Annotated in this window: 13 protein-coding genes; 3 read left to right on the forward strand and 10 right to left on the reverse strand. The window is 67.8% G+C overall.

The window, feature by feature from the left end; translation table 11 throughout:
* Positions 1 to 30: 30 nt before the first annotated feature.
* On the forward strand, positions 31 to 807 hold the full coding sequence (locus HWY45_RS21055) for a Smr/MutS family protein (protein ID WP_059884940.1): 777 nt from the start codon (positions 31 to 33) through the stop codon (positions 805 to 807).
* Positions 794 to 1,417: a trimeric intracellular cation channel family protein gene (locus HWY45_RS21060; RefSeq protein ID WP_059565449.1), complete on the forward strand. Its 624-nt coding sequence runs from the start codon at positions 794 to 796 to the stop codon at positions 1,415 to 1,417. Before HWY45_RS21055 ends, HWY45_RS21060 begins: the two co-directional genes overlap by 14 nt.
* 35 nt (positions 1,418 to 1,452) lie before the next feature.
* On the opposite strand, the gene hutC is transcribed toward HWY45_RS21060, so the two are convergent.
* The 10 genes from hutC to HWY45_RS21110 all read right to left on the reverse strand — a co-directional run bounded on the left by hutC (position 1,453) and on the right by HWY45_RS21110 (position 11,854).
* Positions 1,453 to 2,205, reverse strand: coding sequence for a histidine utilization repressor (gene hutC, locus HWY45_RS21065; RefSeq protein ID WP_059565441.1), 753 nt, complete (start codon positions 2,203 to 2,205; stop codon positions 1,453 to 1,455).
* A gap of 94 nt (positions 2,206 to 2,299) precedes the next feature.
* Positions 2,300 to 3,793: an aromatic amino acid ammonia-lyase gene (locus HWY45_RS21070; RefSeq protein WP_059884941.1), complete on the reverse strand. Its 1,494-nt coding sequence runs from the start codon at positions 3,791 to 3,793 to the stop codon at positions 2,300 to 2,302.
* Between the two features lie 7 nt (positions 3,794 to 3,800).
* A complete protein-coding gene (locus HWY45_RS21075; RefSeq protein WP_059565436.1) occupies positions 3,801 to 4,592 on the reverse strand; it encodes an ABC transporter ATP-binding protein in 792 nt (263 codons plus the stop codon).
* Between the two features lie 28 nt (positions 4,593 to 4,620).
* Positions 4,621 to 5,367, reverse strand: a complete 747-nt coding sequence (locus HWY45_RS21080; protein ID WP_059884944.1) for an ABC transporter permease — start codon at positions 5,365 to 5,367, stop codon at positions 4,621 to 4,623.
* A gap of 10 nt (positions 5,368 to 5,377) precedes the next feature.
* Complete coding sequence (locus tag HWY45_RS21085) at positions 5,378 to 6,100, reverse strand: ABC transporter permease (RefSeq protein ID WP_017333000.1); 723 nt, start codon at positions 6,098 to 6,100, stop codon at positions 5,378 to 5,380.
* Positions 6,101 to 6,181: 81 nt separating this feature from the next.
* On the reverse strand, positions 6,182 to 7,048 hold the full coding sequence (locus tag HWY45_RS21090; protein ID WP_081069905.1) for a transporter substrate-binding domain-containing protein: 867 nt from the start codon (positions 7,046 to 7,048) through the stop codon (positions 6,182 to 6,184).
* A gap of 398 nt (positions 7,049 to 7,446) precedes the next feature.
* Positions 7,447 to 8,565 (reverse strand): ABC transporter ATP-binding protein, encoded by a 1,119-nt coding sequence (locus tag HWY45_RS21095; protein WP_059884946.1) that lies wholly within the window; start codon positions 8,563 to 8,565, stop codon positions 7,447 to 7,449.
* 108 nt (positions 8,566 to 8,673) lie between these two features.
* Positions 8,674 to 9,531 (reverse strand): carbohydrate ABC transporter permease, encoded by an 858-nt coding sequence (locus HWY45_RS21100; protein ID WP_059565429.1) that lies wholly within the window; start codon positions 9,529 to 9,531, stop codon positions 8,674 to 8,676.
* Positions 9,521 to 10,459, reverse strand: coding sequence for a carbohydrate ABC transporter permease (locus tag HWY45_RS21105; protein WP_059565427.1), 939 nt, complete (start codon positions 10,457 to 10,459; stop codon positions 9,521 to 9,523). Before HWY45_RS21105 ends, HWY45_RS21100 begins: the two co-directional genes overlap by 11 nt.
* A 147-nt stretch (positions 10,460 to 10,606) precedes the next feature.
* Positions 10,607 to 11,854: an ABC transporter substrate-binding protein gene (locus tag HWY45_RS21110; protein ID WP_059565424.1), complete on the reverse strand. Its 1,248-nt coding sequence runs from the start codon at positions 11,852 to 11,854 to the stop codon at positions 10,607 to 10,609.
* 425 nt (positions 11,855 to 12,279) lie between these two features.
* Between HWY45_RS21110 and zwf the strand changes: the two genes are divergently transcribed.
* Positions 12,280 to 13,749, forward strand: a complete 1,470-nt coding sequence (zwf, locus tag HWY45_RS21115) for a glucose-6-phosphate dehydrogenase (protein WP_059802319.1) — start codon at positions 12,280 to 12,282, stop codon at positions 13,747 to 13,749.
* Positions 13,750 to 13,806 lie beyond the last annotated feature (57 nt).

The following is a 13,806-nucleotide window of genomic DNA, read 5'->3' on the forward strand; positions in this document are numbered from 1 at the left end:
CGCGCGCCATTTGCCTTGCGTGTGTGAATCATGGCGAAGAATCAACCCCATCCGAGCGATCCCGCGAAGCGGCAGGCCGCCGCCCGCCCCCAGCCCACCGCCCCCGCCGCGCCGCCGGCGCCGGAGCCCGCCGCGCTGCGCGGCCAGGGCCTCGCCGGCCTCGGCGCGCTGCGCACCGCGCTGAAGGGCGAAGCCGAGCGCCGCGAGCGCGAACGCGTCGAAACCGCGAAGGCCACCCGCCAGGCCGAGGCCGACGCGAACCTGTTCCGCAACGAGATCGGCGCGATCCGGCCGCTGAACGCGCCGCCGCGCGCCGCGTCCGGCCGCATGCAGCCCGACCCCGTGCCGAAGCAGACGCAGCGCGACGAGGAAGCGGTGCTGAACGCGACGCTGTCCGACGAGTTCGATCCCGAGACGCTGCTCGACAGCGACGAGTCGCTGTACTACCACCGCCCCGGCATCAGCCGCGACGTGGTGCGCAAGCTGAGAAGCGGCGCGTGGATCGTGCAGGCGCAGCTCGACCTGCACGGGATGCGCCGCGACGAAGCGCGCGACGCGCTCGCCGAGTTCATCCGCGAAGCCGGCAAGAAGGGGCTGCGCTGCCTGCGCGTGATCCACGGCAAGGGCCTCGGCTCGGCCGGCAAGGAACCGGTGCTGAAGGGCAAGGTGCGCGCGTGGCTCGTGCAGAAGGAAGAAGTGATCGCATTCTGCGAGGCGCGCGGCCACGACGGCGGCGCGGGCGCGGTGCTCGTGCTGCTGCAGCTGTTGGCCGCCTCCGGCGAGCGGGGGCCGCGTGCCGCATCCTAGGCTGACGCTCGCGATCGCGGTGCTCGAAGCGATCGCGACGCTGGCCTTCGCGATCTCCGGCTTCATCGAAGCGCGCAAGAACCGGCTCGACTCGGTCGGCACGTTCGTCGTCGCGCTCGCCACCGCGTTCGGCGGCGGCACGCTGCGCGACATCCTGCTCGAGCGCCGGCCGTTCTACTGGGTCGTGCACGACGACTACGTGATCGCGATCTTCGTGCTCGCGCTGTTCGCGCCGTTCGTGCTGCGGATGCTGTCGCGGCTATCGGCCGAACGGCTGCTGCTGGTCGCCGACGCGATCGGGCTCGGCATCTTCAGCATCTCGGGCACGTCGATCGCGCTCGACGCCGAGATGCCGCGCTTCATCGCGGTGATGATGGGCGTGATCACCGGCGTGGTCGGCGGGATCATCCGCGACGTGCTGTGCAACGACATCCCGCTGATCCTGCGCGATTCGCGGCCGTACGCGACCTGCGCGTTCGTCGGCTGCTGGTTCTATCTGCTGCTCGTGTGGCTGGACATGGATTCCGTCTACAGCGTGCTGACCGCGACCGGCTTCATCCTCGTCGCGCGGCTCGCCACGTACAAGTTCGACGTGCGGTTGCCGCACTGAGCGGCGCGGCGCCGCACCGGCGGGCCCACCCCGCGCTAGACGCGGCCCGCAAGATGAAAACGCGACGACGGGTGCCAGAGCTGCACCGACGTCGCGACCTGCTCTCCCACCCACGTCCGGCGCCACAGCATCAGGCACGGCTCGCCGATCTCCATCATCAGGTGCCGCCGTACCTGCTGGTCGGACTTCTGCGCATAGATCCGGAACTCGGCGCGCTGGATCGGCGCGAGCCGCACCATGTAGTGGTTCGGCGTCTCGGCCGTGAAGTCCTGCTCCAGATAGGCGGGAAACACCTTCGGATTGACGTAGCGATCCTCGAACTGGATCGGTTCGCCATCCTCGTAGTGAACGATCCGCGAATGAAATACGGGGCCGGCGGCCAGCGCAAGCGCGTCGATCGCGTGCGCGTCGTCGCTGCGCTCGAGCATCAGCACGCGCGCCGTGTGCCGGTGGCCGCGCTCGGCGATCTCGTCGGCGATGTTGCGGATCTCGAGCACGGTCGATTCATAACGCCGCGGCTCGACGAACGTGCCCGCGCCCTGGATGCGCGTCAGCACACGCTCGGCCGTCAGTTCGCGCAACGCGCGGGACACGGTCATGCGCGCGACGCCGAACTCCTTCACGAGCTCGGCCTCGGTCGGAATCGCGCTGCCGGGCTTCCAATCGCCCGCGGCGATCCGCTGGACGACGTAGCGCTTGATCTGCTGATACGCCGGCAGTGCGCGTGCCGGCGCGTCTTCGCCGAGCGCGCGCGGGGATGGGCGGGTCACTTGCTCTGAATGGTTCATCTTCGCATCGGTCCATCGGTAAGGTCCCGGGCCGCGAACCAGCGGTCGGCGCATCGCGGATGGCGGCGCCGCACGCGGTCGCGGGCGAATTTCTCTACGATACGGGCGGTGCCGCGTCCGCGAGCAGCGCCGCTGCCGCCGCGATGTCGTCGGCGAGCGGCCGGTCGTCGCGATACGGCGGCACGCGCCCGCGCAGACGTCGCCACACCGTATCGGTCAGCGCCGCGCGGCGCGCATCGCCGGGCTGCAGGTCGTACGCCTGCGCCGCCGCGAGCAGCTCGATCGCCAGCACGCGCGTCGCATTCTCGATGATGTCGAGCGCCTTCAACGCAGCCGGCGTCGCATGGCACAGATGATCTTCCTGCAGCCCCGACGTGATGCCGCCGTCCAGGCTCGCGGGCGCCGCGAGCCGCTGGTTCTGCGCGACCAGCGCGACCGCCGTATACTGCGCGATCATGAACCCCGAACAGGTGCCGCCGGGCGCCGCAAGAAACGCCGGCAGGCCGCTCACGAGCGGATTGACGAGGCGGTCGAGCCGGCGTTCGGCGATCGCCGCGACCTGCGCCATCGCGGCCGCGAGGCTGTCCATCGCGAGCGCAATGCCTGCGCCGACCGCATGCGCCTGCGAATGCACGCGCGGCGCGTCGCGCGTGCCCGCGACGATCGGGTTGTCGGTGACCGACGCGAGCTCGCGGTCGACCACGTCCGACGTCACGTCGAACACGTCGCGCGCCGCGCCGTGCACGTGCGGAATCGTGCGCAGGCTGAGCGGATCCTGCGTGTGCCGTCCGGCCATCGCGGCCAGCATCCCGCTGTCGGCGAGCGCGCCGCGCATCCTCGCGCCGACCCGCTCGATCCCGCGCGACACGCGCAGCGCGAGCGAACCCGCGTCGAACGCGGCGAGCTGGCCGCCGAGGTTTTCGAAGCTCATCGCGGCGATGCAGTCGGCCCAGTCGAGCAGATGCTCGGCCCGGGCGAGCGCGAGCGCCGCCAGCCCCGTCACGCAGGGCGTGCCGTTGACGAGGCTGAGCCCCTCCTTCGCGCCGAGCACGAGCGGCGCAAGCCCGATGCGGCGCAGCGCGTCACGCCCCGGCAACCGCTCGCCGCGATAGCGCGCATGGCCTTCCCCGATGCAGACGAGCGCAACGTGCGCCATGTGGGTCAGATAGCCGACCGAGCCGTGCGCGGGCACTTCGGGCAGGCAATCCGCGTCGAGCAGCGCGACGAGCTGCCTGACCACCTCGACGCGCACGCCCGAATGCCCGTGCGCATAGTTGTTGACGGCCGCCGCGATGATCGCGCGCGTCTGCGCCGCGTCGAGCGGCGCGCCAACGCCGACCGCGTGGCTCATCAGGATGTTGCGTGACAGCGAGCTCTGCTCGCCGGGCGACACGATCACGTCGCACAGTGCGCCGACGCCCGTGTTCACACCGTATGCGCGAATGCCGCGCGCGACGATTTCCTCGACGAGACCGCGCGCGGCGTCGATGCGCGCGAGCGTGTCGTCGGCGAGCGCGAGCGGCGCGCCGCCCGCGATTGCCGCAATCTGCCGCCAGTCGAGCGGGCGGCCGGAACGAATGACGGTCATCGTGGCCTCAGTGCGCGGAGCGGTCTTGATGGCTCGACACGAACTGGCGGAACCGCTCCGATTTCAACCCGCCGAACACCTCGTCCGGCGTGCCGTCCGAGTCGACCTCGCCCTGATGCAGGAACATCACGCGATTCGACACATGGCGCGCGAACCCCATCTCGTGCGTGACGACCAGCATCGTGCGCCCCTCCTCCGCGAGCGAGCGCATCACGCGCAGCACCTCGCCGACGAGCTCGGGGTCGAGCGCCGACGTCGGCTCGTCGAACAGCATCACCTTCGGATGCATCGCCAGCGCACGCGCGATCGCGACGCGCTGCTGCTGGCCGCCGGACAGGTGCGCGGGATAGTGGCCGCGCTTGTCGGCGAGGCCGACGCGGGCCAAGAGCGCCTCCGCCTCCTCGACCGCTTCCGCGCGGCTGCGTTTCTGCACGCGCAGCGGGCCTTCGACGAGATTGTCGAGCACCGTCATGTGCGACCACAGATTGAAGTTCTGGAACACCATGCCGAGCTGCGAGCGGATCCGGTCGACCTGGCGGCGGTCGCTCGGATGCAGCTTGCCGTCGCGGGCGCGCGCCATCTTGAGCGTCTCGCCCGCGAGCGCGACCGAGCCGTCGTCGGGCGTCTCGAGCAGGTTCAGGCAGCGCAGGAACGTGCTCTTGCCCGAGCCGCTCGCGCCGAGGATCGAGATGACGTCACCTTCGTGCGCGTCGAGCGAAATGCCCTTCAGCACGTGATGGCTGCCGAACGACTTGTGGATGTTCCTGACCGACAGGGCGACGGGCGCGGACGTGTTCATCGGATGCTCCGGAAAGTGGACGGTTCGGTCACGGGGTGATGCGGCGCGCTTCGGCGGCCGGGGCGGTTTTCGCGCCGCCCGGCAGCGGCGCGCGCAGGTGACGCGACAGGCGCCATTCGAGCGCGCCCAGCGCGCGGACGATCAGGAAGTTCAGGCACAGGTAGATGAGCGCCGCGCACACGAACACCTCGGTCGTCCGATAGGTCTGCTGGATGATCTGCTGCGCGATGCCGGTCACTTCCCACACCGTCACGAGGCTCGCGAGCGCCGTCGACTTGACGAGCAGCACGGCTTCGGTCGAGTACGCGGGCAGGCACTGGCGCAATGCGATCGGGCCGATCACGCGCCGCAGCAGCGCGAAGCCCGACAGGCCGATCGAATAGCCGGCCTCGATCTGCCCGACCGGCACGGCCATCAGGCCGCCACGGATGATCTCCGCCGTATAGCCGGCCGTGCAGAGCGCGAGCGACAGCACCGCGCAGATGTACGGCTCGCGCAGCACCGGCCACAGGAAGCTCTCGCGGATCACGCCGAACTGGCCGAGCCCGTAGTAGACGAGAAACATCTGGATCAGCAGCGGCGAGCCGCGAAAGATCAGGATATAGACGCGCGCGATGCGGTTCGGCAGCCAGTGCGGCGACACGCGCATCGCGACGACGACGAGCGACAGCAGGCCGCCGAGCACGAGCGACGCGACGAACAGGCTGAGCGTCATCGGCACGGCCGCGAGCAGCTGGCGCACCGTGTCGGCGAGGAATGCGAAATCCATGTTCATGCTCCGTGCGTCAGTTGCGTGCGAAATTGCGTCGGAACGAGCGCCCGACGTACGCTTCCGCGCGATTGAACACGCGGTTCGACAGGCCCGTCATCAGCAGGTACAGCGCACCGCCCGCGACGAAGAACACGAAATACTGATGCGTCGAATTGGCCGCGATCTGGCTCGTGCGCAGCAGCTCGGCGAGGCCCGTGACCGAAATCAGCGCGGAATCCTTGAGGCTGAGCTGCCACACGTTGCCGATGCCCGGCAACGCGAAGCGCAGCACCTGCGGAACCAGGATGCGGCGCAGCACCATCGACGACGGCATGCCGATCGAGCGGGCTGCCTCCAGTTCGCCTTTCGACACCGCGAGCACGGCGCCGCGATAGACCTCGGCCTGGTACGCGCCCGAGATCATCCCGACCGCGAGCGCGCCGATCACGAACGGCGGCACGCCGACGAAGCCCTCCGCGCCAAACCATTGCCCGACGGTCGTGACGAGCGTCGAGCCGCCGAAATAGAACAGATAGATGACGAGCAGCTCGGGCACGCCGCGAAACACGGTCGTATACAGATCACCCAGCACGCGCGCCACGCGATACCGCGACAGCTTCGCCGCGGCGACCAGCGCGCCGAACACGGCGCCGACGGCCAGCGCGACGAGCGTCAGCGCCACCGTCATCAGGGCGGCGAGCAGCAGCACGCCGCCCCAGCCGTCCGTTCCGAAACCCAGCATTTCGATGAGCGCCATGTGCGTCCCCTGCTGATTAGGATGGAATCGACAGTCGGCCCGCGTGCGCGGCTTTCGTCACGCGTGCGGGCCGACGCGCCGTTACGGCGTGACGTCCGTCTTGAACCACTTGTCGGCGAGCTTCTTCACGGTGCCGTCCGCGAGCGCCGCGCCGATCGCCGTATCGAACTTCGCCTTCAGGTCGGCATCCTGCTTGCGGAACGCGAGCCCTTCGCCGGGCCCCCAGATCGGGCCGCCGAGCTTCGGGCCAGCCAGCACGATCGACGCGGTTTCCTTCTTCCCGGCGTTCGCCGCGTAGTACGTGACGTCGTCGAACGACGCGTCGATGCGGCCCGCGACGAGATCGAGATCACGCTCGGGCGACGTCTTGTACACGCGGATCGTCGCGACGTCCTTGAAACTGTCGTTGATGAACTTCGTATAGACCGTGCCCGACTGGATGCCGATCGTCTTGCCCTTCAGCTGCTTGCGCAGCGTGTCGACCGTCGGCTTGTCGGCCTTCGCATCGCCGGTCAGCTTGACGACCGGCGCGGCGGCGTCGCTCTTCGGGATGACCTTCGTGTCGGTGACCGCGAAGGTCGCGGGCGTGGCCGCGTACGGCCGCGAGAACGCGAGGATCTTCTCGCGCTCGGGCGTGATCGAGATCGCATCCATCAGGATGTCGAACTTGCCGGCCTGCAGGCCGGGAATCATGCCGTCCCAGTCCTGCGCGACCATGTTGCACTGCAGCTTGATGCGTGCGCACACGTCGGCGAGCAGTTCCGGCTCGAAGCCGCCGAGCTTGCCGCCCGGCAGCGTCAGGTTCCACGGTGCGTAGCCGCCTTCGAGGGCGACCGTGACCGTCTTCCATTCCTTCGCCTGTCCCGGCACCGGCACCGCGAGGGCGGCGGCGAGGCTGACGATCGCGGCGATCGTCCGGACTCCCGATTTGATTGGCTTGCCGTACACGTCATTTCTCCTTTCGTTGAAGACCCATCCCGTCAAGCAACCGAACCGCATCGGGAATTTGTATATACAAGCATGCGGCGAAAAAAAATTCGCCACAAGCGCTGATCAAAAAAAAGGCAGAAACCGAGGGAAAGCCCCTATAAAAAGGCTGTCAGACAGGCAATGCGGGGAGCGGCGAGGGGGTGACAAGCGGTCGCCGCGCGACGGCCGGCGTCAATAATGTCTAGACAAATCGGGGAAAGATTGCGCGCTTCAAGGCTCGGGAAGCAGGCAAGCGGCATCCGGGCGCTGCGCGAACGGAGGCGCCCGCGAGAACGCGGATGGGGTAAATCGATGGGGACAGATTCCCGGCGCCGCGAGGGGGCGCCGGGGGTGCGCGGGCGGTCGGGACCGGCCGCTTACGCGATCCGCTCTTCGGAAGCCGGATCGAACAGCACGGCCTTCGACACGTCGAACAGCAGCGACAGCGTCTGGTCGGGCTGCGGGTTCGCGGCCGGATGCACGCGGCTCACGATGCGCTTGCCGTTCACCTGCGCGAACACGTGCGTGTCGGGGCCGGTCGGCTCGGTCACGTCGACGCGCACGTCGAGCGGCTGCAGGTGCGACGCGTCGCCGTTGTGCGCGTGGCGCACGTCGGTGATGCGCTCCGGGCGCAGGCCGAGGATCACCTCGCGGCCGACGTGCGCGTTCAGCTTGCCCGCGTCGAACGGCAGGTTCAGCGCGCCGCGCGTGACGCCCGTGTCGATCTCGAGCGCGACGCCGCTGCCCTGCCCCACCAGCCGGCCGTTGATGAAGTTCATCGGCGGCGCGCCGATGAAGCCCGCGACGAACAGGTTCGACGGCGAATCGTAGATGTCCTGCGGCGCGCCGAACTGCTGCACCACGCCGTCCTTCATCACCGCGATGCGGTCGCCGAGCGTCATCGCCTCGATCTGGTCGTGCGTCACGTAGACGATCGTCGTGCCGAGGCGCTGGTGCAGCAGCTTGATTTCCGCGCGCATCTCGATGCGCAGCTTCGCGTCGAGGTTCGACAGCGGCTCGTCGAACAGGAACAGCGCCGGGTCGCGCGCGAGCGCGCGGCCCATCGCGACGCGCTGCCGCTGGCCGCCCGACAGCTGGCCCGGCTTGCGGTCGAGCAGGTGCTGGATCTGCAGCATCTGCGACACGCGATCGACGATCTGCTGCTGCTCGCTCTTCGGCACCTTGCGGATGTTCAGGCCGAACGAGATGTTCTCGCGCACCGTCATCGACGGATACAGCGCGTACGACTGGAACACCATCGCGATGTCGCGATCCTTCGGCGACAGGTCGTTGACGACCTTGCCGTCGATCCGGATCTCGCCGCTCGTGACGGTCTCGAGCCCGGCGATCATGTTGAGCAGCGTCGACTTCCCGCAGCCCGAGCCGCCGACGAGAATCAGGAACTGGCCGTCCTCGATGTCGATGTCGACACCCTTCAGGACCGGCACCCCGTTCGGGTAGGTCTTGTACACGTCACGGATGGAAAGGCTTGCCATGCTGTGAATCCTCTGTCTCGAGCGGCGCGCCCCGCGCGCCGCGTCCGGTTCGTTTCGATGCGCCGCGCGTCGCGCGCGGCCGGTTCGTCGTCTCGTATGAAACCGCGCTCAGCCCTTCACCGCGCCCGCCGTCAGGCCGCGCACGAAGTAGCGGCCGGCGATCACGTAGACGAGCAGCGTCGGCAGCGCGGCGATGATCGCGCCCGCCATGTCGACGTTGTATTCCTTCACGCCCGTCGACGTGTTCACGAGGTTGTTCAGCGCGACCGTGATCGGCATCGAATCGACGCCGGAGAACACGATCCCGAACAGGAAGTCGTTCCAGATCTGCGTGAACTGCCAGATCAGGCACACCATGAAGATCGGCAGCGACACGGGCAGCAGGATCTTCGTGAAGATCGTGAAGAAGCCCGCGCCGTCGATGCGCGCGGCCTTCACCAGCTCGGCCGGCACGCTCACGTAGAAGTTGCGGAAGAACATCGTCGTGAACGCGATGCCGTACACGACGTGCACGAACACGAGGCCGGGAATCGTGTTGGCGAGGCCGAGCATCCCCTGCAGGCGCGCCATCGGCAGCAGGATCACCTGGAACGGGATGAAGCAGCCGACCAGCAGCATCGTGAACAGCGCGTCCGCGCCGCGAAAGCGCCAGTGCGTGAGCACGTAGCCGTTGAACGCGCCGATCAGCGACGAGATCAGCACGGCCGGGATCACCATCTGCAGCGAATTCAGGAAGAACGGCTTCATGCCGTCGCAGCGCACGCCGGTGCACGCGCCGCTCCACGCCTTCACCCACGGCTCGAGAGTCCAGTGCGACGGCGGCGTCAGCAGGTTGCCGGTGCGCAGCTGGTCGAGATCCTTGAACGACGTCGACAGCATCACGTAGATCGGGAACAGGAAGTACAGCGCGAACAGGATCAGGGCCGCGTAAATGACCGCGCGGCTGATGGTCATCTTAGGCTGCATTGCGGGTGCTCCTCGATTCCAGGTACATCAGCGGCACCAGCACCGCGACCACGGTCGCGAGCATCATCACCGACGATGCGGCGCCGAGCCCGAGCTGGCCGCGGTTGAACGAAAACGTGTACATGAACATCGCCGGCAGCGACGACGACGTGCCGGGCCCGCCCGCGGTCAGCGCGACGACGAGGTCGAAGGTCTTGATCGTGATGTGGCAGAGGATCAGCAGCACCGAGAAGAACACCGGGCGCATGCTCGGGATCACGATCTTGCGGTAGATCGTCGGCAGCGTCGCGCCGTCGACCTGCGCGGCCTTGAAGATCTCGCTGTCGACGCCGCGCAGGCCCGCGAGGAACAGCGCCATCACGAAGCCGGTCGATTGCCACACGGCCGCGATCACCACGCAGAAGATCGCCTTGTCCGGATCGCCGAGCCAGTCGAACGAGAAGCTCGTCCAGCCCCAGTCGTGCATCACCTTCTCGAGGCCGAGGCCCGGGTTCAGGATCCACTGCCACGCGGTGCCGGTGACGATGAACGACAGCGCCATCGGATACAGGAAGATCGCGCGCAGCGCGCCTTCGTTGCGGATCCGCTGGTCGAGCAGGATCGCGAGGAACAGCCCGAGCGCGACGCAGATCGCGATGAACGGGATGCCGAACCAGCCGAGGTTCGCGGCCGAGGTCCACCACACGTCGTTCTGGAACAGGTCGGAGTAACGGCCGAAACCGTCGAACTCGTAATTCGGCAACAGCCGCGAACGGGTCAGCGACAGATAGCCGGTAATCAGGATGAAGCCATAGATGAACACCACGGCGATCGCCACGCTGGGTGCGAGCACCAGCTTCGGGATCCAGCGGTCGGCGAACGCCGACATCGGCGACGTGCGCCGGGCGCCGGCAGCGCCGGATCCGTTTCCGCTAAGAGGGGCAGCCACTTGATTCGACTCCTGGGACGAGAGTGATGCCGGCCAAGCCGGGGCCGGCATCGGATGCGGCGCGGGCCCGGCGGGCGGGCCCGATTGCTGCGCATGCAAAAACGCCCGGCGGATGAAACGTGACGTGCCGGGCGTGCGTTGCGCGCGTTACTTCACCTTCGCGGCTTTCGCGAGCGCGGCCACCGCGCTCTTCGAATCCTGCTGCGAGTTCATGAACTTCGTCACGACGTCGGTGATCGCGCCGGCGGTTGCGTCGCCCTGCGCCATGCCGTGCGCGAGCGACGGCACGAAGCCGCCCGACTTGATCGCGGTCTGCTCGTCGGCATACGACTTCTTCGCGCAGTCGTCGAACTTGTCCATCTTCACGCCGAGGCGCACCGGCACCGAGCCCTTCAGCAGGCTGAACTGCTCCTGGAATTCCGGCGTCATGATGGTCTTCGCGAGCGCGACCTGGCCCGGCGTCGCGGCGCTCTGCCCCTTCTGCTGGAAGAACACGAACGAATCGACGTTGAACGTATACGAATTCGCGGTGCCCGGCACCGGCGCGCAGATGTAGTCCTTGCCCGCCTTCTTGCCCGCGTTCTCGAACTCGCCTTTCGCCCAGTCGCCCATGAACTGCATGCCGGCCTTGCCGTTGATCACCATCGCGGTCGCGAGGTTCCAGTCGCGGCCGTTACGGCCGGCGTCGAAGTAGCCCTGGATCTTGCGCACGGTGTTGAACACGTCGAGCATCTGCGGCGACGTCAGCGTCGCCTGGTCGAGATCGACGATCGCCTTCTTGTAGAACGCCGGGCCCTGCGACAGCACGACGTCTTCCCACAGCGTCAGGTCCTGCCACGGCTGGCCGCCCATCGCGACCGGCTGGATGCCCGCGGCCTTCAGCTTGTCGGCGACCGCGAAGAATTCGGGCCAGGTGGTCGGCACCTTCGCGCCCACCTTGTCGAGCGCGGCCTTGTTCACGTAGAGCCAGTTCACGCGGTGCACCGAGAACGGCGCGCCGACGGTGTGGCCCTTGTACTTCATGATCTTGTCGATTTCCGGCGGCAGGTTCTGCTTCCAGTCGCCGGCGGCCGGGTCGATGTTGACGAGCACGCCCTGGTCCGCCCAATCCTGGATCAGCGGGCCCTTGATCTGCGCGGCCGACGGTGCGTCGCCGCTGATCACCTTGGTCTTCAGCGCGGTCATCGCCGCCGCGCCGGCGCCGCCCGCGACCGCGAAATCCTTCCACACGTAGCCCTGCTTCTGCAGGTCGTCCTTCAGTACGCCGACGGCCTTCGATTCGCCGCCCGAGGTCCACCAGTGCAGCACCGTCACATTCTCGGCCGCCTGCGCCGCCACGGCGCCAACCATCAGACCTGCGGCGCACAGCGCGCCCATGATCGCGCGAACTTTCATTACTTATCTCCTCCAGACTGAATCAACTCGTGAGGTTCCGCAGCGGGAACCGGCTTCTTGGTGACGACGGGGAAATCGAGCCGCAGGGCGCTGCGCGCACGGGGCCGATGACCGGCCGGGCTCTTACAGAAAGCGTGACTTGAGATTCAACGGCGTGTCTCCTCTTGTGTTTCTGGCCCACCGCGACGCGGCGCGAGCCCGGGGCCGACGACGCTCGCACGATGCGCGTCATCAATGTCCGATAACATTCGGCACATGGCATACCCCGCGACGAAGAACGCGCTGTTGCATCGACCGCGCTTCATTTTTTCTTCGCCCGGGTGCTACCCCTTGCGGCGGATTGTAGTTAAACTACAATTCAGTGTCAAAAATATTTTTATCGCACTACGGATCGCTTCCCAGCACCCCAACCCGGGCGGAGACACATGCATACCGATTCCAGCTTTACCTTCGTACTTTTCGGCGGCACCGGCGATTTGTCGATGCGCAAGATCCTCCCGGCGCTGTTCGAAGCACACCGCGCGAACATGCTGGCGGAGACCGGCAAGATCGTCGCGGTCGCGCGCCACGCGGCCGATCTCGCCGGGTATCTCGAATGGGTCGAGGAACACGTGAAGCCGCACGCGGCGAAGGCGTCGCGCGGCACGTTCGACGAGGCCGCATGGAAAAGCTTCGTCGAGCGCATCGTGTACGTGAAGCTCGACCTCGGCCGCGCGGAAGACTACGCGCTGCTGCGCGACACGGTCCACCCGCTGCCCGGCACCCGGGTGTTCTATCTCGCGACGGGCCCGTCGCTGTTCGAGCCGATCTGCAAGGCGCTCGCGGCGGTCGGCCTGAACCAGGGCGCGCGCATCGTGCTCGAGAAGCCGCTCGGCTACGACCTGCGCTCGTCGAACGCGATCAACGACGCGGTGGGCGAGATCTTCGCGGAAGACCAGATCTACCGGATCGACCACTACCTCGGGAAGGAGCCGGTGCAGAACCTGCTCGCGCTGCGCTTCGGCAACGCGCTGTTCGAGCCGCTGTGGCGCCGCGAATGGGTCGAGAGCATCCAGATCACGATCGCCGAGGAGCTCGGCGTCGAGGCGCGCGGCGATTTCTACGACAACACCGGCGCGCTGCGCGACATGGTGCAGAACCACCTGCTGCAGCTGCTGTCGATCGTCGCGATGGAACCGCCGCACTCGATGGATTCCGACTCCGTGCGCGACGAGAAGCTGCGCGTGCTGCGCGCGCTGAAGCCGGTCGACCCGCGCGACATCGGCAAGGTCGCGGTGCGCGGCCAGTACCACGCCGGCGTGATCAAGGGCGCGCAGGTGCCCGCCTATGCGACCGAGCCGGGCGTGAAGCCGGACAGCCCGACCGAGACCTTCGTCGCGCTGAAGGTCGAGATCGAGAACTGGCGCTGGGCCGGCGTGCCGTTCTTCCTGCGCACCGGCAAGCGGCTCGCCGATCGCGTCGCGGAGATCGTCGTCAACTTCCGTCCGGTGCCGCATTCGGCGCTCGGGCCGACCGCGCTGCGCCCCGGCGCGAACCGCCTCGTGATCCGCCTGCAGCCGAACGAGACGATCCGCCTGTACTGCCTCGCGAAGCAGCCCGGCGAAGGGATGAACCTCGCGAGCGTGCACCTCGACCTCGCGTTCGACCAGTTCTTCAAGGAAGGCCAGATGGAGGCGTACCAGCGCCTGCTGCTCGACGTGATCAACGGCCGCCTCGCCCTGTTCGTGCGGCGCGACGAGCAGGAAGCCGCGTGGCGCTGGGTCGAGCCGATCCTGAACGAATGGGCGCGCTCGCTGAAGCCGCCGAAGCCGTATGCGGCGGGCACGTGGGGCCCGGCCGCGGCGAGCGCGATGCTCGCGCAGCACGGCACCTGCTGGCTCGAGGAAGAGAATTGACGATGTCCCGGGCGGGCGCCGCGCAGGCGGCGCCCGCCGCCGTACCCCAACACGATT

The sequence above is a fragment of the Burkholderia stagnalis genome, assembly GCF_902830275.1.
In the GTDB taxonomy this organism is placed as follows: Bacteria; Pseudomonadota; Gammaproteobacteria; order Burkholderiales; family Burkholderiaceae; genus Burkholderia; species Burkholderia stagnalis.